Here is a 22077-nt window from a genome sequence, read left to right as displayed (position 1 = left end):
TTGAACGCTAACACGGCAGTTGGACCAACCAATCGGAGGCGAATTTCATGAACAAGATCGTGATCGTGACAGCCACGACGCTGCTGCTTGCCGCCTGTCAGTCAGACAGCCAGTCTGACCGGGCCCTGGTCGGCGGCGGCCTGGGCGCCGCCACCGGCGCGGCGGTCGGTGCCGCTGCGACCGGCGATGTCGGCGGCGCGCTCGTGGGCGGCGCCATCGGCGCTGCCGGCGGTGCGGTCGTTGGCGCGGCCACCACGCCGAAGAACTGCGTCGAGTACGACCGCTACGGTCGGCCTTATCGCGTTGCCTGCCCGTAAGCACGGGCAGTTGCCGCAAGCGTCAGACAAAACGGCCGGCAAGGGATCCCTTGCCGGCCGTTTCCGTTGAACGTCCCTGCGGAAGACGCGTGATCAGGCGGCGGCGGCAACGCCGCGCGCCAGCGCCTCGCGCGGGGCGACATAGTCGTAGCCGAGCGCCTCGGCAACGGCCTGGCAGGTCACCTGTCCGGCATGAACGTTGAGCCCGTTCATCAGATGCGGGTTCTCGGCAAGCGCCTTTGCATAACCGTTGTTCGCCAGCGCCAGCGTGAAGGGCAGCGTCGCGTTGTTGAGAGCATAGGTCGAGGTGCGCGGAACCGCTCCCGGCATGTTGGCAACGCAGTAATGCACGACATTGTCGACCACATAGGTCGGCTCCGCGTGGGTCGTGGCATGCGAGGTCTCGAAGCAGCCGCCCTGGTCGATGGCGACATCGACAAGCACCGAGCCCGGCTTCATGCGGCGCACGTGGTCGGCGGTGACGAGCTTGGGCGCCGCCGCGCCGGCGACCAGCACCGCGCCGACGACGAGGTCAGCTTCCAGCACATATTGCTCGATGGCGGCACGGGTCGAATAGACCGTGCGCAGGGCCGAGCCGAACCGCGCCGACAAGTTGCCCAGCGCATCGATCGAGCGGTCGAGAACGGTGACATCCGCGCCAAGGCCAAGCGCCATGGTGATGGCATGGGCGCCGACGACGCCGCCGCCGATCACCACCACCTTGGCAGGGGCAACGCCCGGCACGCCGCCGAGAAGCACCCCGGCGCCGCCATGGGCGCGCTCAAGCGCGGTCGCGCCGGCCTGCACGGACAGGCGGCCGGCAACCTGCGACATCGGCGCCAGCAGCGGCAGTCCGCCACGCGCGTCGGTGACGGTCTCGTAGGCGATGCAGGTCGCCCCGGACTTGACCAGGTCGGCGGTCTGGGCCGCATCGGGCGCCAGATGCAGATAGGTGAAGAGCAGATGGTCAGGGCGCAGCATGGCCCGTTCGCCCGCCTGCGGCTCCTTGACCTTGACGATCATCGTCGCCGTGGCGAACACCTCGGCCGCGCTTGCAAGGATCCTGGCGCCGGCGGCCTCGTATTCGGCATCGTCCGCGCCGATGCCCTGGCCGGCCTGGGTCTCGACGAAAAGCTCGTGGCCGTTGGCCACCAGTTCGCGGACGCTGTCAGGGGTCAGGCCGACCCGGTACTCATGGTTCTTGATCTCTTTCGGCACACCGATGCGCATCACAAGCCTCCTCCAGCACGGGCCGGACACCTTCCGCCCTTTGACTGCAAGGATACGACAACGCGCTTCGAATGTGCTTGCGTACTTGACCCGGGTAAGTAGTTTCATGCAATTTCAAGGCGTGAAACCCGACGTAAGCCAAATTATCTGCGGAGGACCTTGTGAACTTCGACCGTATTGACCGGCGTATCCTGGCCCTGCTGCAGGAGGACGGCCGCATGGCAAACGCCGATCTTGCCGAAGCCGTCGGCCTGTCCCCTTCCGCCTGCCTGCGCCGGGTACGCGCGCTCGAGGAGGCCGGGGTCATCGAGAAATACGTCGCCCTGCTCGACCAGTCGCAGATTGGGCGGCGCATGGACATCTTCGTGGAGATCTCGCTGAACTCCCAGGCCAACGAGGTGCTGACCCGCTTCGAAAAGGCGGTCGCCCTCTCGCCGGAAATCATGGAGTGCTACCTGATGGCCGGCGATGCCGACTATCTGCTGCGCATCGCCGCCGCCGATCCGACCGATTTCGAGCGGATCCACCGCGACCATCTCGCCCGCCTGCCCGGCGTTTCACGGATGAAGTCGTCCTTCGCCATCCGCACGGTGGCGCGCAGCACCGCCTTTCCGCTGCCGGAGGCCGCACACTGATCCGCGCCGCGCGGGGTGCATCCTGCCTGATTTGACGGGCGCGGCGCATGGTCGCCGGCTGGAACCCTGTCGGATTTGCTGATAGAATAATTGCCGCAATCAGAAATTCGCGCAGTTTCGACTTCGGCGGTCCAGCCATGACGGAAGAGAGGTTTTCCGCGACCGGACGCGGCTCCACGCTGATGCTCGTCGATGACGATCCCGACGATCTGTGGATATTCGGGCATCTCCTGCAGCGTGCCTGCCCCTGGCCCGACCGGTTCACCCTGGTCAAGGCGGTGGACGGCGTGCAGGCGCTGGCGCGCGTCGAGGCGGCCGTCGCGGCGAAATCCCCCCTGCCCGATCTGATCCTGCTGGACATGAACATGCCCGGCCTCTCCGGTCTCGACGTGCTGAGGATGATGCGGGCAAGCGCGGCGCTGGCCGACACGCCGATCCTCATCCTGTCGACGGCAAGCAACCGGGAGGCGGCCGACGAGGCCCTGCGGCACGGGGCCGATGCGGTGATCACCAAGCCCGATTCCATGCACAGCATCGCCGAACTCGCCAGCACCATCTTCAGGACATGGCTGGGCAACCGTCCGCCCCTGCACCGCGATCCGCACCGGGCCAGCGCCTGACACCCTTGATCCCTCGCCCCATCCGTCCGACAACGGACATGAAGCCCCGAGGGAGAAGTTGATGGCGCACGAGATTTCACGGCTGAGCGAGACCCGGAGCGACCTGGCGGAAGGCCCCACCTGGGACGACCGCCTCGGATGCCTCTACTGGTGCGACATTCTCGGCAAGCGATTGCACGCGCTCGACTGGTCGAGCCGCCAGGAGCGGCACTGGGACCTTCCCGACGTGATCGGCTCGTTCGGCCTGACGGAAGACCCGGACCGGCTCGTCGTCGCCATCCGCGACCGCGTCGCGATCTTCGGCCTTCAGGACGGCTCGCTGGACGTGCTCGCCGAGATCGAGACCGACGATCCGCGCACCCGCCTCAACGACGGCAAGGTCGGTCCCGACGGCGCCTTCTATGTCGGCACCATGGACGACCGGCCCGACCGGCAGCCGATCGGCGCGCTCTACCGGGTGCGAGCCGGGGGACACTGCGAGAAGCTGGTTGAGGGCGTCACGGTCTCGAACGGCCTGGCCTGGTCACCCGACGGGCGGACCATGTATCACGCCGACAGCCGCCCGGGCATCATCGAGGCCTGGGACTTCGACCCGGCAAGCGGGGCGATGTCGGCCCGCCGGCTCTTTGCCAAACTCGCCAACGAGGCCGGGCGGCCGGACGGGGGAACCGTCGACGCGGACGGCCGCTACTGGTCGGCCGGCGTTTCCGCCGGGCTCCTCAATTGCTTCTCGCCGGACGGCACGCTGGTGGAGGTGATCGCCATGCCCGTTCCGCGCCCGACCATGCCGTGCTTCTGCGGGCCGGATCTCGATGCGCTGGTGGTGACGAGCCTGCGCCCGCTTGCCGACGCGGCGCTGCTTGCGGCACATCCGGACTCGGGCCGGTTGTTCATGCTGCGCCCCGGCGTTCGCGGCCTCAAGGCCGAACGGTTCCGACTCTAGACGTCGTTGCCGGACGCAGCTTCCGGATCGGCATCGGGCAGTTCATCAGCCAGACCGGCGGGCAGCACCTCGCGCGCGGCCTCCGGCGCACCCCGTCCCCAGGTCGGGCGCAGGGCGTGGTCGACGGCGATACGCTCGTCGAAAACGAAACACGCGCCATTCCACAGGCTTTCCGCCTCGGGCACCTTCTCCAGATAGTTGAGAATGCCGCCTTCCAGGTGGAACACCTCCCCGAACCCTTCCGACAGGAGCAGCGCGCTCGCCTTCTCGCAGCGGATCCCGCCGGTGCAGAACATCGCGACCTTGCGCCCGTCGCCATCCGCACGGGCCTGCCGCACCCAGTCGGGGAAGGACCGGAAGGTCCGGGTATCGGGCGAGACCGCGCCCTCGAAGCTGCCGAAGGCGATCTCGTAATCGTTGCGCGTGTCGAGCACCACCACGTCCGGATCGCTGATCAGGGCGTTCCAGTCCGCCGGCGCCACATAGGTGCCGACCGCCTTGCGCGGATCGATACCGGCAACGCCCAGACTGACGATCTCCTTCTTCAGCCGCACCTTCAGCCGGCCGAACGGCATGCGCTCGGCGAAGGATGCCTTCTCGACGAGACCTGTCAGGCGCGGATCGGCGCGCAAATGGGCCAACACCCGTTCCACGCCCGCCCGCGTGCCCGCGATGGTGCCGTTGACCCCCTCGGAGGCCAGCAGGATCGACCCGCGAATTCCCGCCGCGTGCGCGACGTCCAGAAGCGGCTCGCGCATCGCCGTGTAATCGTCGAGCGGCACGAAGTGGTAGAAGGCGGAAATCCGGAAATCAGTCATGGTCTGCGCAGGCCCGGGTGCTGTCGTCAGCACCGCTTCTACACGCCCCCTCCCTACCAGGGAAGGCGTTCGCCCGCATAAGACAGGAAGCTGCCCGTGTCGGCGGCACGGGCGCGGTCGATCACCTCCAGCAGCAGGCCTGCCGCCTCGTCCGGCGTACGAATGGCCAGCCCCTTGCGGGCGAAGGGCCGGGAGAGCGCCGTGTCGACCGTGCCGGGATGCAGCGCCAGCATGACATGCTCCGGCCGGCCACGGGACATCTCCACCGCGGCCGTGCGGACGATCTGGTTGAGCGCCGCCTTGGCCGAACGGTAGCTGATCCAGCCGCCCAGCGCGTTATCGCCTATGCTGCCGACCCGGGCCGACAGGGTGGCGAAGACACTCTTGCCCTCGCGCGGGAAGAGCGGCGCGAAATGTTTGACCAGCAACGCCGGGCCGATGGCATTGATCCGGAAGGCGCGGGCCATCTGCCCGGCATCGATCCGGGCCAGCGCCTTTTCCGGAACCATCGCCGCGTCCGACAGGATCCCGGTCGCATCGACGACCAGCCGCAGCGGGCCGAGGCCCGCGACATGGGCGGCGGCGGCCTCGATGCTCGCCTCCTCCTCGAGATCGACGCGCGGCACCCCGTTCCGGGCGCACCCGACGACCGACGCGAACCGGCCGCTTTCCTCCAGATGGCGGAAGAACGCGGAGCCCAGCCCGCCGCTCGCGCCCACGATGACGGCAACGCCGCCGGACGGGAAACTTTCCAGCATGCTCTTCATGCCCGGCAATACGCCGGTGCGTCCGGCCCGGTTCACCAATGGCGGGCGAAGCGGGCGCGGGGACGGGAGGTTGACGCTTCGTTAACCGAAGGCGGCGCCGGGCAGCGAGCAGGTTGGCAAGCAGGCACCGGGCATGCGACAGTCTGGCGCCCGCAGCGGGCAAGACCAGACAGCAAAACGGCTTTCAGCTAAGGATCCCGCGAGATGGCACGACGCTTCTTCGTCCTCGATGTCTTCACCAACCAGGCGCTCGCGGGCAATCCGCTGGCCGTCGTCCTGGACGCGGAAGGCCTGTCGGACGCGCGCATGCAGTCGATCGCGCGGGAGTTCAACCTGTCGGAGACCGTCTTCGTGCTGCCCCCGGAGAACCCGGCGCACTCGGCGAAACTGCGAATTTTCACCCCGGCAAAGGAACTGCCCTTCGCCGGCCATCCGACGGTCGGGACGGCAATCCTGCTGGCCAAGGAGCGCTTCGGCGACAGCGACGCCGACCAGAACGCCATGGTCGTGCTCGAGGAAGCGATCGGCAATGTGCGCTGCGGCGTGGTGCTGAAGAACGGCGCCGCCGGCTTTGCCGAGTTCGACGTGCCGCGCCTGCCGCGTCCCGCCGACCCGCTCGGCGACAAGGAACTGATCGCCGCCGCCCTTGGCCTGGAGCCCAACGAGATCGGCTTCGAGAACCACCGCCCCTGCGCTTTTGAGGCGGGCGTCCCCTTCGCCTTCGTGCCGGTGGCCAATCTCGCCGCGCTTGCCCGGGTGTCCCCTTATCAGGCCCATTGGGACGATGCCTTCGGGCGCGGCGGCCAGATGGGCGCCTATATCTATTGCCGCCAGACGAATTCCCATGACAGCACCTTCGCCGCCCGCATGTTCGCTCCGCATATGGGTATTGGCGAGGACCCGGCGACGGGATCGGCGGCCGCCGCCTTCGCCGGCGTCGTGCGCCACTACGACAAGATCACCGACGGCACCCACTACCTGCGCATCGAGCAGGGCTTCGACATGGGCCGCCCCTCGATGATCGACCTTGAGGTCGATGTGGAGGCGGGCCAGCTCAACGCCGTGCGCATTGGCGGCCAGGCGGTGGTTGTCTCGAGCGGCGAGCTGTATCTTTAAGGGGGTTCGGCGACCCCTGACGAACGAGCGATGAGGATGGGGCGGGAAACCGACAGTCTGGTTCGCGGCTCAGGCTATTTCGGTTGCGGCCGCGATTTTCCCGTCCGCTCGCGCAGCATTGCACTCATGGCGATCAGCCCGATTACCGCGAAGGGAATACAGGACGCGAAGACCCATCGGGCAACCTTCGCGGCGTCCGCGGCCGTCTCCATGGACAGCATGCCCGAGGCATTCGCCACGATCCCGACATAGGCCGCGCCCAGAGCGTAGCCGAGCCTTTGTATCGTGGGAAACGCTCCGGAAACGCGCTGGACCTCGTCAGCACCGGCGAGCGCCATCGTTCGCCTGAGCATGAATGTCCAGGCCATCCCGAAGCCGGCGCCCTCCATGCCCGAGAAAACGACGATCAGCCAGACGGGACCACTTGGAACCGCATGGAGAAATCCGAGGATGCTGAGGGCCACGACCGTCATTCCGAGGGCAATCATCAGCCGGTCGAACCGCTCGGGCAATCCGCTGACCAGAACGGCCATGACCGTCCAGCCGATGGACGAACAGGCAACGATGTAACCGGCCGTCAGCGCGGATACGCCGTGGATCGCCGCGACCAGGAGCGGCCCGAACGCCGTGATGGCGATGGTCGCGATCGACATGGACACGATCACGAGCAGCGCGGCACCGGCCGGGCGCCGCGGATCGAAGGTACGCTGCGGAAGAAGCCGGGTGTCGCCCGCACGCCCGTCCAGCCACAGAAAGGCGGCCAGACAGACCAGACCGGCGGCGACGGAAGGGACCGTGCGCAGGATCGAGACTTCGACGCCGCCAAAGGCGACCAGAACGACGGCGAGGCACAGCAAGGACAGACGCCTGACGGGGAAGCCGGCCGCGGCGGCCGTGGATCGGCTCACCTTCGCCTCGCTGCGCAAGACGATCCAAATGGCGAGCGCGAATGCCTGGCAGGCGAAGAAGGCGAAGCCCCAGCGCCAGCTCGCATACTCGACGAAGAAGCCGCCGACCAGCGGCCCGGCGAATGCCGAGACGCCCCAAAGGGTCGAGACCGCCGCCATGGCACGCGCGATGTAGCGGCGCGGGAAGACCATGCCGACCGCGACGAAGCCCATCGACACCAGACCGCCGCCGCCGACGCCTTGCAGGGCGCGCCCCGCCAGAAGCAACGGCATGGTCGGACTGACGGCGCTGAGGAGACAGCCGACCCCGAACAGGACGGCGGCCATGCTCATCGGCGCGCGCAGGCCGAAGCGCAGGGTCAGCAATCCGCTGGCCGCTCCCGCGACAATCGACCCGATCTCGTAGAGCGACACGGACCAGCCCACCAGGGCGGCCCCGCCAATCTCGGCCACGATGGAGGCGAGCATGGTGGCGACGATCAGGCTGTCGGCGGCGTGCAGCCAGACGGCCAGGCAAACCAAGGCCAGTGACGCCGCATGGGGGCTTCCAAGAAACTCCCTCCATGACACGAATGTCTCCGCGTCCTTCTCTTCCCCGGTGTCCGTGCTCGCCATGTCCGTCTCCTCTTGACGGACATGCTGCTACGACCTCAACCTTGGTTCAGGTCAAGGAGATTCCGAATGACGAAGAAGGAATTGTCCGTCGGCGAACTCTCGCGCCGCAGCGGGTTGCCCGTCTCCACGCTCCATTTTTACGAGCGCAAGGGGCTGATCGCATCCGAAAGGACAGCGGCAAATCATCGGGTCTATCGGCGAGAAATCCTGAGACGCGTGACGGTCATAAAGGTCGCACAGAGCGCGGGCATCCCGCTTTCCGAGATAGCCGAGGCGCTCTGCGAACTGCCAGGGGACACCTTCCCCGACACGCACGACTGGGAGCGCATCGCCGAAAACTGGCATGACGATCTCACACGGCGGATCGAGCGCCTCACGGCACTTCGCGACAAGATGGCAATGTGCATCGGCTGCGGGTGCCTGAGCGTGCAACGCTGCCCGCTGGTCAACGCGGACGATCACCTGGCGACAGAGGGTCCCGGCGCAAGGTTGCTATAGGAGTGTGAGGCCTCTCCGAACCTCAGCCCCGCCCTACGACACCAGCCGCGCGGCGGGATGCACTGAGGCCCCGGATCCGGTCCTTGATCCCGCCCCGGCCGGTGCGACGGGGCGCATGCGGCCGCGCTCCCTGTCGAGAATGCCGGCGCTGTCGAGAGCCGCGATGGGTGTTGCCGTGTCGTTCGGGATGTCGCCGCTGAGCTGCAGCGCCAGGTAACGGCCGCAGCACACCCGCAGGAACGAGGCGAAATTGCCAAGGTCGTGGCCGGCCTCGATGGACTCGTTGTGCAGCCGGGTGATGAGCTGCACGAGGTTCATGCCGTCGCGCTCGGCGATCTCTTCGAGCACGCTCCAGAAGAAGGTCTCGAGCCGGACGCTCGTCACCATCCGATCAATTCGGAGCGAGCGCGTCGAGCTTTCCCAAAGCCCCGGATCGGCCTCGATAAAGAGCTTGCACACAGTGTTGTCCTCCCGTCCTGCCTGGTGACCCGTGTATCCCGGTCGCCGGCCTCCCGCCAACGACGCCGGCCACCCTGCTCTCGCCGAACAGGGTGGCCTCGCGCTCTCGCGAAATCAATCGGCCCGGAGGTCGACGACCGGACCAATGATCAGGCGGCAAGCGCCGTCATGAACTGCGACAGCCAGGCCGGATGCGCGGGCCATGCGGGCGCTGTGACCAGATTGCCGTCGGTGACGGCCCCGTCGATGGCGATCTCGGCATAGGTGCCGCCGGCAAGCTCCACCTCCGGCCGGCAGGCGGGATAGGCGGAGACGGTCCGTCCCTCGATGACGCGCGCGGCGGCCAGCAGCTGCGCCCCGTGGCAGATCGCGGCGACCGGCTTGCCGGCCTCGAAGAAGTGGCGAACGGCGGCGATCACGTCCTTGTCGAGGCGCAGGTATTCCGGCGCCCGGCCGCCCGGGATCACCAGCGCGTCGTAATCGGCGACGTCGATCTCGGCAAACGTCGCGTTGAGCGTGAAATTGTGCCCCCGCTTCTCGCTGTAGGTCTGGTCACCCTCGAAATCATGGATCGAGGTGGCGACGCTCTCGCCCGCCTTCTTGCCCGGGCACACCGCATGCACCTTGTGGCCGACCGCCAGCAGCGTCTGGAACGGCACCATCGTCTCGTAATCCTCGGTGAAGTCACCGGTGATCATCAGGATCTTCTTCGCGCTCATCATGTCCTCCCGCGGCGAATTGGAACCGGGGGAGGCTAGCAACAGATGTCCGACGGGGGGTATTAGGCCGATACTACAAGCAGGGCCGGCCCTCCTTGGCCGGAAGCCCATGGCGAAAAGATGCAGGCCGCGGGACATCCCGCGGCCTGCATGGAAGCGCCGGAAGCACGCGCGTTATTCGGTCGCCGGCGGGTTGGCCGGGTCGACCGTGCGCGGCTGCGTCGCCTGCATCTCCTGCTGGGCGCGGATCGCCTCTTCCTCCTGCCGCATCTGCACCAGGGTCACGTAGTCGGGCGCCGCCTCGAGCTGCTCGGCCGTGGCGCTGACCACGAGGCGCTGCCCGTCGGGCGTGTCGCTCATGTGCTGGACCGCATCGTAAGGCACGGCGACGCGCTTGGCGCCGAGCCCGAGAAAGCCGCCCGCATCGATCACGACCGAGACGACCTTGCCGTCGGGCCCGATCTCGAGCGCGGCGACCTCGCCGATGGCCTCGCCGTCGGGCGACGTGACCTCCTGGCCGATGAGGCCGCTGGTCAGCCAGTGACCGTCCTTCTGCGCCGGCAGGAAAGTCAGGTCACTGGCTGCCGTCGTTGCCGGGGCCTGCGCGGCATCCGGCGCGGGCGCCTTGTCCGCCGGCATGGCGGCGCCTGGCGCGCTTTCCTGAACAAGAGGATCATCGCCCTTCGGCTCCGTGGCCGTCTGCGCCCATGCGGGGCCCAGCGACAGGACTGCGAGCGTGGCGGTCGTGGCAAGAAGCTTGCTAATCATCACCAACTCCCTTGCTTTCTCCCCGTCAACCAGAACGGCGGTGGCTCGCCCTGCGCGGGGTGCAACCTGAGATATAGGAATCGATCATGATCATTTTCCGGCTTTTAGGCCGATGTAAATCAACGAAAAAACAATAACTTAAAATATTTGACGATGCATCTCATACACGCAAATCGTGTCCAAGTAATGTCCTTGGCCCTTACTGCGCAGGTCCATAGAGCCATTTGGCGCCGGCAATATCACCAACCTGAAGACCTCGGAATTTTTCACTATATTTGAAATGCATGATCGAGGGGTCCTGAATATGGTGATCCAGCCCGATCGCATGCCCGATTTCATGCGCGAATGTGTACCGGAGGTCGTAGGTGCCAAGGTCTCCGTCGAAACCGACCTTCCACAAATGCGCCGGATTGAGGCACACGGCCGCCTCGGTGATCCGAGAGACGCGCGGCGCTGCCGCCGCCCCTTGCCCGCCGGCCGCCCGGGAGCCGGGCTTTCCAAGCCCCCGCGAATCGCCAGACACGATGAGCGGCGGCCGGAGGACCTCCCCGGCATGCCGCACATTGGTGAAAGCATATCCGCGCGGCGCCGACTGGCTGCCGATGACGATATCGGCTTCGCCGACCGACGCCACTTCCTCGAACGAGAGCCCGCTCACGTCTTCCCAGAGACGGAAGGCGGCCCTCGCCTCGCCGCGAAGCCGCGCCAGTTCCACCCCGGCCGCGGCGGCAAGCCCGTCGAGAGCGTCCATCGCCCGGCAGTTGCGCGCGTTCGTGTTGGCGACCGGCCCGACCGCGAATGCGTAGGTCACATGCGCCGGCGTGCCGAGTTCGGGCGCGCCCCATTTCACGACATGTCCATCGAGGGTGAGCGGGTTGAATGTCCTGGCGCCAGCGGCCTGGACCGGTGCGGTCGAAACGGCAGCCAGACCGGTGAGCAGACCGGTGACCAAACCGGCCAGCACCGGAAAAAGCGCAAGTTTCATCACGATGAGGTTCGCCCGCTTGTCAGGAGGGTCGGTGCAGCCGCCCGGAGATCTTCAGCTTTCCGGTAACGCGCCGCCGCTGCCGTTTACAGGTCTGCCGGGACACCGGGCCTGTCGTTCGAAGATATCGCCACCTACAGCACATGCCTGAAGAGTAATACACCATGGTTAACAAAATCTGACCAAGGGTCATCTATATTGGTGCAACGTAGTATTCGGGAAAACCCTGACCAGGAAAATTGGTTGGTCACTGTTGCAAACAGGTCAACATCGAATGAGCGAAAGATGAAAGCAACCATCTGAATTTCAACAGCGAACCGGAAATCATCGAACGGTCCGGCGAGCGGCCGAAAACCAGGGACAAGCGCCTGCCCGGGCCGACAAGCGGTATGGTGACACCGTCCGGTGGCGCGGCCTTCCGTCATCGCCCTTGCCGGCAGTTTCCCCTTGACCCTTTTTCCGGGCGATGCGATAACCCTCATCGAACCGTACCGTACGGTACCAAGATGCAAAATCCTCTTCTTTCCCAATGCTCCGCCCGACCGCAAGGGCGCCGCTCCGCCCACACACCCGTCACCGCGACCGATCGAACCGAGACACCTGCATGGCTCCCGTCCCCGACAGCGACTTCACGCCGCGCCAGAACGAGGTCCTCGCCTCGGCGCTGCGGCTTGTCGTCGACGGCGGCGAGAAGGCGCTGACGACGGCCGCCGTGGCGCGCGCCGCCAACTGCTCCAAGGAAAGCCTCTACCGCTGGTTCGGCGACCGCGACGGGCTGCTGGCCGCGATTGTCGCCCACCAGGCGGCCAAGGTGCGGGTGCCGAGCGAAAGCGCCGGCAAACTGACCGCCGCGGAGTTCCGGGCAAGGCTCGTCACCTTCGCCGAGGATCTCCTGAGCGTTCTGGCCGGCGACACTTCGCTGGCGCTCAACCGGCTTGCCATCAGCCAGGCGAGCCGCGAGGGTGCCCCGCTCGGCCGGTTGCTGCTGGAGCGCGGACGCGAACGCATCTCGACCCGCGCCCGCGTGTTGCTGGAGGCGGGTCGCGGACAGGGGTACGTCACTTTCGACGATCCGACGGAAGCCTATCGCACGCTTTACGGACTGATCGTGCGCGATGCCCATGGCCGCTGGCTGCTCGGTCAGCCGCCAGGCGGCGCCGATGCCGACTTTGCCGGACAGGCGATGCGCGCCATAGAGCAGTTCCTCACCCTTCACCCGCCGACCGTCACGCAAGGGAGCGCGACCACGCGGGACTGAGCCCCGGCCGGCGGAAAAAGCCGCCGGTCAACCAAAACGCCACAACGGGAGACACCAAGATGCGCGTTTATTATGATCGCGATGCCGATCTCAACCTGATCAAGTCGAAGAAAGTCGCAGTCATCGGCTATGGCAGCCAGGGCCGCGCCCATGCGCTGAACCTCAAGGACAGCGGCGTCAAGGACATCGTCGTGGCGCTGCGCCCCGGCTCCACCACCGCCAAGAAGGTCGAGGCCGACGGCCTCAAGGTGATGAGTGTCGCCGAGGCGGCCGGCTGGGCCGACCTGATGATGATGGCCACCCCGGACGAGCTCCAGGCCGACATCTACAAGGACCACATCGCCGACAACATCCGTGATGGCGCGGCGATTGCCTTCGCCCACGGCCTCAACGTCCATTTCGGCCTGATCGAGGCGAAGTCGACGGTCGACGTGCTTATGATCGCGCCGAAGGGCCCGGGCCACACCGTGCGCGGCGAATACGAGAAGGGCGGCGGCGTGCCGTGCCTGGTCGCCGTCCACCAGGATGCTTCCGGCAACGCGCTCGACCTCGGCCTCGCCTATGCGTCGGGCGTCGGCGGCGGCCGCTCGGGCATCATCGAGACCACCTTCAAGGAAGAGTGCGAGACCGACCTGTTCGGCGAGCAGGCCGTGCTTTGCGGCGGTCTTGTCGAGCTGATCCGCGCCGGCTTCGAGACGCTGGTGGAAGCCGGCTACGCGCCCGAGATGGCCTATTTCGAGTGCCTGCACGAAGTGAAGCTGATCGTCGACCTCATCTACGAGGGCGGCATCGCCAACATGAACTACTCGATCTCCAACACGGCCGAGTGGGGCGAGTACATGTCCGGCCCGCGCCTCGTCACGTCCGAGACCAAGGCCGAGATGAAGCGCATCCTGACCGACATCCAGACCGGCAAGTTCACCTCCGAGTGGATGCAGGAATGCAAGGGCGGCCAGGCCCGCTTCAAGGCCACGCGCCGCCTCAACGACGCCCACCAGATCGAGGAAGTCGGCGAGAAGCTGCGCGGCATGATGCCGTGGATCAAGAAGGGCGCCCTGGTCGACAAGGAGCGCAACTGAGCCCAAACGCACGGCGCCCTTCACGATCCACGCATCAAGTCCTTGCGCGTGCCAAAAGCACGACGCGGGGGGATCAAGAAGGGCGCGCTCGTCGACTTGGGAAGCGCAACTGAGCCCAAACGCACAGCGCCCTTCGCGATCCACGCATCAAGTCCTTGCGCGTGCCAAAAGCACGACGCGGGGGGATCAAGAAGGGCGCGCTCGTCGACTTGGGAAGCGCAACTGAGCCCAAACGCACAGCGCATCCTGAGCAACTTGGAAACGGCCCGCCTTGTGCGGGCCGTTTTCATTTGGCGTCGGGGGCGCTATCAGAGGCGCAAGACGCATTTCTCCCGCCACCGGAGCACGCCATGACAAAATCCGACACGCCCGAAATCGTCCTTGTCGCCGCCGTCGGCGAGAACGGCGTGATCGGGTCGGACGGCGACATGCCGTGGAAACTGTCCACCGACCTGAAGCGCTTCAAGCGCCTCACCCTCGGCTGCCCGGTGGTGATGGGCCGCAAGACGTTCCAGTCGATCGGCCGGCCGCTTCCCGGCCGCGACAACATCGTGATCAGCCGCGATTTCAGCTGGGCGGACGGCATTGACGGCATCACCCGGGTCGGGTCGCTGGAGGCGGCGCTGGAACGCGCCAATACCAGCATCGGCGACAGCGGTGCCGGTGCCATCATGATCGTGGGCGGCGGCCAGATCTACGAAGCCGCCCTTCCCCGCGCCGACCGGCTGGAGATCACCCGTGTCCATGCCAGCCCTGCCGGGGATACGCTTTTTCCGGACATCGATCCGGGAACCTGGCGGGAAGTCGAAAGAGAAACACCGCCGCGTGGCGAGAAGGATACGGCGGACGTGACCTTCCTCACCTATCGCCGCCGCGAGCCCGCCGCGTCGCGTTGACACATCTTCGCGTCGCCTCGGGCCTTTCGCCCGCCCCTTCAATTTCCTAGGATCGCCTCCGACACCGGCCAGGGCGCATGAGCGATGCGCGCGCAACCGGCCCCAATTCGGAGGAACTTCCATGGATGTACGCGCCGCCGTCGCCTTCAAGGCCGGCCAACCCCTTTCCGTCGAAACGGTGCAGCTGGACGGCCCCCGCGCCTTCGAGGTGCTGGTCGAGATCAAGGCAACCGGCGTGTGCCACACCGATGCCTTCACCCTGTCGGGCGACGACCCGGAAGGCATCTTCCCGGCGATTCTCGGACATGAGGGCGCCGGCGTCGTCGTCGAGGTCGGCAAGGGCGTCACCTCGCTGAAGCCGGGCGACCACGTCATTCCGCTCTACACGCCGGAATGCCGCGAGTGCGACTACTGCCTCAACCCGAAGACCAACCTCTGCCAGAAAATCCGCTCGACGCAAGGCGCGGGCCTGATGCCGGACGGCACGTCGCGCTTCTCGGTCGGCGGCGAGAAGGTGTTCCACTACATGGGCACCTCCACCTTCGCCAATTACACGGTGCTGCCGGAGATCGCGCTGGCCAAGGTGCGTCCCGACGCCCCCTTCGACAAGATCTGCTACATCGGCTGCGGCGTGACGACCGGCATCGGCGCGGTGGTCAACACGGCCAAGGTGGAGCCCGGCTCCAATGTCGTCGTCTTCGGCCTTGGCGGCATCGGCCTCAACGTCATCCAGGGCGCCCGCCTCGTCGGCGCCAACATGATCGTCGGCGTCGACATCAATGACGACAAGAAGGAAATCGCCGAGCGCTACGGCATGACCCATTTCGTCAATCCGAAGGAGATCGAAGGCGACCTCGTGCCCTACCTGGTCGACCTGACCAAGGGCGGCGCCGACTATTCCTTCGAATGCATCGGCAATACCACGACCATGCGACAGGCGCTGGAATGCGCCCACAAGGGCTGGGGCGAATCCATCATCATCGGCGTTGCCGGCGCCGGGCAGGAAATCTCCACCCGGCCGTTCCAGCTCGTCACCGGCCGGTCGTGGCGCGGGTCCGCCTTCGGCGGCGCGCGCGGCCGCACGGACGTGCCCAAGATCGTCGACTGGTACATGGACGGCAAGATCGAGATCGACAGCATGATCACCCACACCATGCCGCTCGAGGAAATCAACACGGCCTTCGACCTGATGCATGACGGCAAGTCGATCCGCTCGGTCGTGACGTTCTGACGAAAAAACCCGCCCCGGCCGGAGGCAAGACCCGGCCGGGTCACCACGACAACCTGACAACGAGGGAGAGCGGACGATGACGGAAACCGGATCGATGTGGTCGGAAGCCCGCGACGGCGACAGCATCGGCGGTCGCATCCGCCGGGCACGCGAGGCGGCGAACTTTTCCGGCGCGCAACTGGCACGGCGCCTCGGCGTCAAGACGTCGACCGTCACCGCCTGGGAAGCGGGACGCTCGGAACCGCGCGCCAACCGCTTGACCATGCTGGCGGGGTTTCTGGGCGTCAGCCCGACATGGCTGCTCTACGGCCTTGGCGATGCCCCTGTCGAAAGCCCGCTTGCCAGCGAACTCGCCGTGGTCGCCTCGACCCTGAAGCTGCTGCGCGAGAACCACGAGCGCACCGGCGAGGCGCTCGACCGCATCGAGGCGCAAATCGCACAGATCGCGCGCATCGCCGGCGCCGACAAGGAGGATGCATCCGCGTGACGATTGCAGCGACCGCCGCGCCGGCGGAAGAGCACCGGCTGGCGGCGCTGTGGGCGGATATGGGCGACCTGTCGCCGACGCGCCTGCACGCGGTCTTGCGGCTGCGCGTCGACGTCTTTGTCGTCGAGCAGGCTTGCGCCTATGCGGAGATCGACGGCCTGGATCCGCTCGCCCGCCACCTTCTGGTCGAGGACGCGGACAGCGGCCAGCTCGCCGCCTATCTGCGGCTCCTGCCCCCGGAAGCGGGAGGCGGCGTGCGGCTCGGGCGCATCGTCATTGCACCGGCAAGGCGCGGCATCGGGCTTGGCGGATACCTGATGGAAGAAGGGCTCGCGGAGGCGGCGCGCGCCTTTCCCGGCCGCGATGTGGAGCTCTCTGCACAGGCGCATCTGCTGAAATTCTACCGCTCGCACGGCTTCGAGGCGGTTTCCGAAACCTATCTCGAGGACGGCATACCCCATATAGACATGAGAAAGGCCGCAGGTTCTCCGGTGGCCGGACAAACCAGGACCGGACCGATCCATCCATGACACTTGACCTTGTTTCCTCGACCCGTGCCTTCGGCGGCGAGCAGCGCGTCTACCGCCACGCCTCCGCCGCGACAGGCACGGACATGGAGTTCGCCGCCTTCCTGCCGGCCGAGGCGCTGCGCGGCGAAGCCTGCCCGACCCTCGTCTGGCTTTCCGGCCTCACCTGCACCTGGGAGAACGCCACGACGAAGGCGGGCTACCAGCGGCTTGCCGCCGAGTTCGGGATGATCGTGCTCGCGCCCGACACAAGCCCGCGCGGCGCGGACGTCGCCAACGACGAGGCTTATGATCTCGGCCAGGGCGCCGGTTTTTACATCGATGCGAGCCAGGCGCCCTGGGCACCGCATTTCCGCATGGAAAGCTACGTCGCGGGCGAACTGCTGGAGCTTGCCGCCGCCGAACTGCCGGTCTGGGAAGAGGCCATCGGCATCGCCGGCCATTCCATGGGCGGCCACGGCGCGCTGACCCTGGCGATGAAGCATCCCGACCTCTTCCGCTCGGTCTCCGCCTTTGCCCCGATCGTCAATCCCGCCGCCTGCCCCTGGGGCGAGAAGGCCTTTACCGCCTATCTGGGCAGTGACCGCGCGGCATGGGCGGATCACGACGCCTGCCACCTTGCGACGAGCCGGGGCTGGGAGCGCGACATTCTCATCGACCAGGGCGGAGCAGACGGGTTCCTGGAGGAGCAGTTGCGTCCCTGGGCCTTCGATGCCGCCTGCCGGAGTGCCGGCATCGACCTCACCTTGCGCATGCAGGGCGGCTACGACCATTCCTACTATTTCATCGCGAGCTTTCTCGCCGATCACTTCGCCTGGCATGCCGAACGGTTGACCGGATGACGTGAGCCGCACGGCCCGTTTCAGGGGCCGTGCCGGGGCGGCTTTTGCCGGCTTGCGACGCGGCGAGCGTCCCGGCCGGGACCCGCCGGACGGGCCCGCATGGGCCATCTGCCCGGCAATCCACCGTCAATGCGCAAGGAATGGCGGAAACCTGCCATCCACGCATTGACATGGAGGGGCGGGATATCCAAGTCCGAGTCTGGTGCGCGCGCCGGCTTTCGTTGAAAGCAACGGGCAATCTCCCTATAACCCGACAAGGCCTTGATGGCGTGTCGACAAACAACCGGAAACGGCCCATGGGCCGGTTTTCCAAAATGAAGGATGTGTTGATGCCTTGGAGCAACCAGAACGGTGGCGGCGGCTGGAAGGGCGGCGGCAACGGCGGACCCTGGGGCGGTTCCGGCGGTGGCGGCGGCGGGCCGTGGGGTAGCGGACCGCAGCGCGGCGGCGGCGGCGGCGGCAATCCCCCCGATCTGGAAGAACTGCTGAAGCGCGGCCAGAGCACGCTGAAGACGGTTCTGCCGAGCGGCGGCAACCTCGGTTTCAAGGGCATCCTGCTTGCCATCATCATCGGCGCCGGCATCTGGCTGGCGACCGGTTTCTACCGGGTCGAGCCGGACGAAGTGGGCGTGGAACTGGTGTTCGGCGAGGTCACCAACCAGACATCGCCGGGCCTGAACTACAACTGGCCCTATCCGGTCGGTGCGGTCTATACGCCGGAAGTCCTGCGCATCCGCGAGCTGACCGTGGGTCTGCGCGAATCCGTCAACAGCGGCCGCGTCAACACCCAGGACGTCGTCGAGGAAAGCCTGATGCTGACCGGCGACGAGAACATCGTCGACGTCGACTTCAAGGTGCAGTGGCGTATCCGCAACACGCCCGACGGCGTCTCCAACTACCTCTTCGAGATCCAGAACCCGGCCGGGACAGTCAAGGCCGTGGCTGAAAGCTCGATGCGCGAGGTCGTGGGCCAGAGCAACATCGATTCGATCCTCGGCGAGAACCGGACGCCCATCCAGCAGGCTGTGCTCGAACTGATGCAGACAGCACTCGACAGCTACAATGCGGGCATCGAGGTCACGGAAGTGCAGATGCAGAAGGTCGATCCGCCGCAGCAGGTGATCGAATCCTTCCGCGACGTGCAGGCCGCCCGCGCCGACCAGGAGCGCATCCAGAACGAGGCGCAGGCCTATGCCAACCGCGTCGTTCCCGAAGCCCGAGGCGAGGCGGCCCGGATCAGCGAAGCAGCCAATGCCTATCGCGAGCAGGCCGTCGCCGAGGCGAATGGTCAGGCGCAGCGTTTCGTCAAGATCCTCGACGAATACGCCAAGGCCCCCGACGTGACCCGCGAACGCCTCTACCTCGAAACCCTCGAGCAGGTGCTTGGCAAGAACTCGAAGATCATCATCGACGAGAGCGCCGGCGGATCGGGCGTCGTCCCCTACCTGCCGCTCGACCAGCTCAACCGTAACCAGGGCGCCGCCCGCAGCGGAGGCAACCAGTGATGAAAAACGGTCTTTTCGGACTTGGCGGCATACTTGTCGCCGTCGTGGCGCTCGTTGCCTATCTTTCAATCTACATCATCAACCCGACGCAGCAGGCCCTCGTCCTGCAGTTCGGCGAGGTGAAGAGCAGCGTTCAGGAACCCGGTCTCAAGTTCAAGGTGCCCTTCGTCCAGAACGTGATGTATTTCGACAAGCGCGTGCTCGACCTCAACATGCCGCCGATCGAGGCCATCGCCTCGGACAAGAAGCGTCTGATTGTTGATGCCTTCGCCCGGTACCGCATCACCAATCCGGTGCTGTTCTTCCAGACGGTGAACAACATCAACGAGGCCAACCAGCGCCTGTCGACCTTCCTGCAGTCCAGCCTGCGTTCCGAACTGGCCCGGGCGACCTTCGTCCAGGTGGTTCGCGACCAGCGCGCCGAACTGATGGACAGCATCCGCAGCGACGTGGCCAGCCGCGCTGCCCCGATCGGCATCGAGGTTGTCGACGTGAAGATCCGCCGCGCCGACCTGCCGCAGACCAACTCGGAGGCGATCTTCCGCCGCATGCAGACGGAACGTCAGCGCGAGGCGACAGAGATCCGCGCCCAGGGCGCCGAGCAGGCGCAGCGCATCCGCTCGCGTGCGGAGCGCGACTCGACCGTGATCGTCGCCGAGGCGAACCGCGACGCGGAGATCATTCGCGGTGACGGCGATGCCGAGCGGAACAGGATCTTCGCCGAGGCGTTCGGCCGGGATCCGGAGTTCTTCTCCTTCTACCGGTCGATGCAGGCCTATACGAGCGGGCTGGAATCCGGCGAGACCTCCATGGTGCTGTCACCGAACTCGGAGTTCTTCCGCTATTTCCGTGACCCGCGCGGCACCGAACTGTCGCCGACCCGTGCACCGGCCAGCATCGCCCCGGCTGCACAAGCCCCGGCTGCACAAGCCCCGGCCGCACCGGCACCTGTCGCGCAGTGAATGACCTCTGGGTTGCCCTCGGGCTCGTGCTGGCGCTCGAGGGCACCCTCTATGCGCTCGCACCGGGCGCTGCCAAGAACTTTGTCCGGCAGATCCTCGATCTGCCGGACACCGCACTGAGAACCGGCGGTCTGGCCGCGTTGGCCATCGGCGTCGCCATCGTCTGGCTGGTGCGCGGCTAGGGCACTTCACCCGGGCATCAGGCTTGCCCGCCCGCCCGCGCCGAAGCAGTATCGGCAATCGTCCCGGCGGCGGTGCCGCCGGACGCGGCGCCGCAATCCGGGGAAACGATCCCCGCTCAACTGGAGGACAACGGCCAATGGCCCTGTTGAACATCGCTCCGCCTGCGACGTCCCGTTCGCGCAAGACCCCCTTGCTTGCCATTGGACGCGGCGTCGCCAGCGCCATGCTGGCTCTTGTCCTGGCCGGCGGCCTGCTTGCAACGGAGCACCGGACCGCCCGCGCCCAGGCGCCGGAGTCCATCCCCGATCTCGCCGAGACGCTGCTTGACGCGGTGGTCAACATCTCCACCGCGCAGAACGTGACCGCGCAGCGCTCCGTGCCGCTGCCGCAGGTTCCCGAAGGCTCTCCCTTCCAGGAGTTCTTCGACGAGTTCTTCAACCGGCAGCAACGCGACGAGAACCGTCCCCGCCGCGTGCAGTCGCTCGGCTCGGGTTTCGTCGTCGACGGCACCGAAGGCATCATCATCACCAACAATCACGTGATCGAGGGCGCCGACGAGATCACCGCCAACTTCAACGACGGCACCAAGCTCGCCGCCGAAGTGATCGGCCGCGATCCCAAGACCGACCTCGCCGTTCTCAAGGTGACGCCGGACAAGCCGCTCAAGGCGGTGCCTTTCGGCGATTCGGAGAACCTGCGCGTCGGCGAATGGGTGATGGCGATCGGCAATCCGTTCGGCCTTGGCGGAACGGTGACCACCGGCATCGTCTCGGCCCGCAACCGTGACATCAATTCCGGTCCCTACGACAACTACATCCAGACCGATGCCTCCATCAACCGCGGCAATTCCGGCGGCCCGCTGTTCAACCGCAACGGCGAAGTGATCGGCATCAACACCGCCATCATCTCGCCGTCCGGCGGCTCGATCGGCATCGGCTTCGCCATTCCCTCCGAGATCGCCGTACGCGTCATCGCCCAACTGCGCGAGTTCGGCGAGACCCGCCGTGGCTGGCTCGGCGTGCGCATCCAGGAGGTGACGGACGAGATCGCTGAGAGCCTCGGCATGTCCAAGGCCGAGGGCGCGCTGATCGCCGGCATCACCGAGGGCGGTCCGGCCGAGGACGCCGGCTTCGAGGCCGGCGACGTCGTCGTGGAGTTCAACGGCGCCCGGGTGCCGTCGATGCGCGACCTGCCCCGCATGGTCGCCGACACGCCGGTTGGCGAGGAAGTCGACGTCATCGTGCTGCGCAAGGGCGAGGAAGTCACCCTGAAGGTGACCCTCGGCCGGCTCGAGGAGGCCGATACGGCCGCGGCCGAGACCACCGGCAAGAAGTCCGACGACGATGCCAAGGACGAGAACCCCGTCGTGCTCGGCATGACCCTCTCCCCCATCACTGACGAACTGCGCGCCCAGTACACGATCTCCGACGACGTCAAGGGCGTGATCGTGACGGCCGTCGCCGAAGGCAGCAACGCCGCCGAGAAGCGGATCGTGGCTGGCGACGTGATCGTCGAGGTTGCTCAGGAAAGCGTCTCGGCACCCGCCGATGTCGCTGCCCGGGTCAAGGCGCTGAAGGACGAGGATCGGCGGTTGGCGCTGTTCCTCATGTCCAACGCGCAGGGCGAGGTTCGCTTCATTCCGTTGTCCATCGAGGAGTGAGGCAGGGCCGTTACCCCTTCCCGCTTCTCACCTGAAAGAAAAGGGCCGC

25 protein-coding genes are annotated in these 22077 nt (G+C 66.5%); 17 read left to right on the top strand and 8 right to left on the bottom strand.

Annotation, left to right across the window (positions count from 1 at the left end):
• The first annotated feature begins 47 nt into the window (after positions 1-47).
• The gene (locus RBB46_RS22785) at positions 48-317 is read left to right on the top strand and encodes a glycine zipper domain-containing protein (RefSeq protein ID WP_306031366.1); all 270 of its coding nucleotides are present in this window, start codon (positions 48-50) and stop codon (positions 315-317) included.
• Between the two features lie 93 nt (positions 318-410).
• On the opposite strand, the gene ald is transcribed toward RBB46_RS22785, so the two are convergent.
• Positions 411-1547, bottom strand: coding sequence for an alanine dehydrogenase (gene ald / locus RBB46_RS22780; RefSeq protein ID WP_306031365.1), 1137 nt, complete (start codon positions 1545-1547; stop codon positions 411-413).
• Between the two features lie 161 nt (positions 1548-1708).
• On the opposite strand from ald, the gene RBB46_RS22775 reads away from it, so the two are divergent.
• The 3 genes from RBB46_RS22775 to RBB46_RS22765 all read left to right on the top strand — a co-directional run bounded on the left by RBB46_RS22775 (position 1709) and on the right by RBB46_RS22765 (position 3745).
• Entirely contained in the window at positions 1709-2182 is a 474-nt protein-coding gene (locus tag RBB46_RS22775; protein WP_306031364.1) for an Lrp/AsnC family transcriptional regulator, read from the top strand.
• Positions 2183-2319: 137 nt separating this feature from the next.
• On the top strand, positions 2320-2802 hold the full coding sequence (locus tag RBB46_RS22770; RefSeq protein ID WP_306031363.1) for a response regulator: 483 nt from the start codon (positions 2320-2322) through the stop codon (positions 2800-2802).
• A 61-nt stretch (positions 2803-2863) separates the two neighbouring features.
• Positions 2864-3745: an SMP-30/gluconolactonase/LRE family protein gene (locus tag RBB46_RS22765; protein ID WP_306031362.1), complete on the top strand. Its 882-nt coding sequence runs from the start codon at positions 2864-2866 to the stop codon at positions 3743-3745.
• On the opposite strand, the gene RBB46_RS22760 is transcribed toward RBB46_RS22765, so the two are convergent.
• Together RBB46_RS22760 and RBB46_RS22755 are read right to left on the bottom strand one after the other, a co-directional pair.
• Positions 3742-4563 carry a rhodanese-related sulfurtransferase gene (locus tag RBB46_RS22760; protein ID WP_306031361.1) on the bottom strand — a complete coding sequence of 274 codons (822 nt, stop codon included), beginning with the start codon at positions 4561-4563 and terminating at the stop codon, positions 3742-3744. The genes RBB46_RS22765 and RBB46_RS22760 overlap by 4 nt on opposite strands.
• 53 nt (positions 4564-4616) lie before the next feature.
• Entirely contained in the window at positions 4617-5321 is a 705-nt protein-coding gene (locus RBB46_RS22755; RefSeq protein WP_306031360.1) for an SDR family NAD(P)-dependent oxidoreductase, read from the bottom strand.
• 213 nt (positions 5322-5534) lie between these two features.
• Here RBB46_RS22755 and RBB46_RS22750 point away from each other — a divergent pair, with 213 nt between their 5' ends.
• Positions 5535-6446: a PhzF family phenazine biosynthesis protein gene (locus RBB46_RS22750; protein WP_306031359.1), complete on the top strand. Its 912-nt coding sequence runs from the start codon at positions 5535-5537 to the stop codon at positions 6444-6446.
• 74 nt (positions 6447-6520) lie between these two features.
• Here the strand turns inward: RBB46_RS22750 and RBB46_RS22745 are convergent, their stop codons facing one another.
• Positions 6521-7969: an MFS transporter gene (locus tag RBB46_RS22745; RefSeq protein WP_306031358.1), complete on the bottom strand. Its 1449-nt coding sequence runs from the start codon at positions 7967-7969 to the stop codon at positions 6521-6523.
• 66 nt (positions 7970-8035) lie between these two features.
• Between RBB46_RS22745 and soxR the strand changes: the two genes are divergently transcribed.
• Positions 8036-8467: a redox-sensitive transcriptional activator SoxR gene (soxR, locus tag RBB46_RS22740; protein ID WP_306031357.1), complete on the top strand. Its 432-nt coding sequence runs from the start codon at positions 8036-8038 to the stop codon at positions 8465-8467.
• A 33-nt stretch (positions 8468-8500) separates the two neighbouring features.
• Here the strand turns inward: soxR and RBB46_RS22735 are convergent, their stop codons facing one another.
• The 4 genes from RBB46_RS22735 to RBB46_RS22720 all read right to left on the bottom strand — a co-directional run bounded on the left by RBB46_RS22735 (position 8501) and on the right by RBB46_RS22720 (position 11398).
• Positions 8501-8926, bottom strand: coding sequence for a ribbon-helix-helix domain-containing protein (locus RBB46_RS22735; protein WP_306031356.1), 426 nt, complete (start codon positions 8924-8926; stop codon positions 8501-8503).
• A gap of 149 nt (positions 8927-9075) precedes the next feature.
• Positions 9076-9645 carry a DJ-1/PfpI family protein gene (locus RBB46_RS22730; protein WP_306031355.1) on the bottom strand — a complete coding sequence of 190 codons (570 nt, stop codon included), beginning with the start codon at positions 9643-9645 and terminating at the stop codon, positions 9076-9078.
• Positions 9646-9819: 174 nt separating this feature from the next.
• The gene (locus tag RBB46_RS22725) at positions 9820-10413 is read right to left on the bottom strand and encodes a PRC-barrel domain-containing protein (protein WP_306031354.1); all 594 of its coding nucleotides are present in this window, start codon (positions 10411-10413) and stop codon (positions 9820-9822) included.
• A gap of 199 nt (positions 10414-10612) precedes the next feature.
• Entirely contained in the window at positions 10613-11398 is a 786-nt protein-coding gene (locus tag RBB46_RS22720) for a matrixin family metalloprotease (RefSeq protein WP_306031353.1), read from the bottom strand.
• Between the two features lie 604 nt (positions 11399-12002).
• On the opposite strand from RBB46_RS22720, the gene RBB46_RS22715 reads away from it, so the two are divergent.
• From RBB46_RS22715 to RBB46_RS22665, 11 genes are all read left to right on the top strand, one after another.
• A complete protein-coding gene (locus RBB46_RS22715; protein ID WP_306031352.1) occupies positions 12003-12656 on the top strand; it encodes a TetR/AcrR family transcriptional regulator in 654 nt (217 codons plus the stop codon).
• A gap of 59 nt (positions 12657-12715) precedes the next feature.
• Positions 12716-13735 (top strand): ketol-acid reductoisomerase, encoded by a 1020-nt coding sequence (gene ilvC / locus RBB46_RS22710; protein WP_306031351.1) that lies wholly within the window; start codon positions 12716-12718, stop codon positions 13733-13735.
• Between the two features lie 350 nt (positions 13736-14085).
• Positions 14086-14631 (top strand): dihydrofolate reductase, encoded by a 546-nt coding sequence (locus RBB46_RS22705; RefSeq protein ID WP_306031350.1) that lies wholly within the window; start codon positions 14086-14088, stop codon positions 14629-14631.
• 121 nt (positions 14632-14752) lie between these two features.
• Positions 14753-15862 carry an S-(hydroxymethyl)glutathione dehydrogenase/class III alcohol dehydrogenase gene (locus tag RBB46_RS22700; RefSeq protein ID WP_306031349.1) on the top strand — a complete coding sequence of 370 codons (1110 nt, stop codon included), beginning with the start codon at positions 14753-14755 and terminating at the stop codon, positions 15860-15862.
• 76 nt (positions 15863-15938) lie between these two features.
• Positions 15939-16349 carry a helix-turn-helix domain-containing protein gene (locus tag RBB46_RS22695; RefSeq protein ID WP_306031348.1) on the top strand — a complete coding sequence of 137 codons (411 nt, stop codon included), beginning with the start codon at positions 15939-15941 and terminating at the stop codon, positions 16347-16349.
• A 59-nt stretch (positions 16350-16408) separates the two neighbouring features.
• Positions 16409-16879, top strand: coding sequence for a GNAT family N-acetyltransferase (locus RBB46_RS22690; RefSeq protein ID WP_306031368.1), 471 nt, complete (start codon positions 16409-16411; stop codon positions 16877-16879).
• Positions 16876-17718 (top strand): S-formylglutathione hydrolase, encoded by an 843-nt coding sequence (gene fghA / locus RBB46_RS22685; protein ID WP_306031347.1) that lies wholly within the window; start codon positions 16876-16878, stop codon positions 17716-17718. The genes RBB46_RS22690 and fghA overlap by 4 nt, the downstream gene beginning before the upstream one ends.
• A gap of 329 nt (positions 17719-18047) precedes the next feature.
• Complete coding sequence (gene hflK / locus RBB46_RS22680; protein WP_306031346.1) at positions 18048-19223, top strand: FtsH protease activity modulator HflK; 1176 nt, start codon at positions 18048-18050, stop codon at positions 19221-19223.
• Positions 19223-20185 carry a protease modulator HflC gene (hflC, locus tag RBB46_RS22675; protein WP_306031345.1) on the top strand — a complete coding sequence of 321 codons (963 nt, stop codon included), beginning with the start codon at positions 19223-19225 and terminating at the stop codon, positions 20183-20185. The genes hflK and hflC overlap by 1 nt, the downstream gene beginning before the upstream one ends.
• Positions 20182-20367: a DUF2065 family protein gene (locus tag RBB46_RS22670; protein WP_306031344.1), complete on the top strand. Its 186-nt coding sequence runs from the start codon at positions 20182-20184 to the stop codon at positions 20365-20367. The genes hflC and RBB46_RS22670 overlap by 4 nt, the downstream gene beginning before the upstream one ends.
• Before the next feature lie 224 nt (positions 20368-20591).
• On the top strand, positions 20592-22028 hold the full coding sequence (locus RBB46_RS22665) for a DegQ family serine endoprotease (protein WP_306031367.1): 1437 nt from the start codon (positions 20592-20594) through the stop codon (positions 22026-22028).
• Positions 22029-22077 lie beyond the last annotated feature (49 nt).

Origin of the sequence: Stappia sp. MMSF_3263, from assembly GCF_030733745.1 — a bacterium.
Classification (GTDB): domain Bacteria; phylum Pseudomonadota; class Alphaproteobacteria; order Rhizobiales; family Stappiaceae; genus Stappia.
The sequence above is the reverse complement of the archived record's forward strand: the minus strand, read 5'-3'. Positions and strand labels throughout refer to the sequence as shown.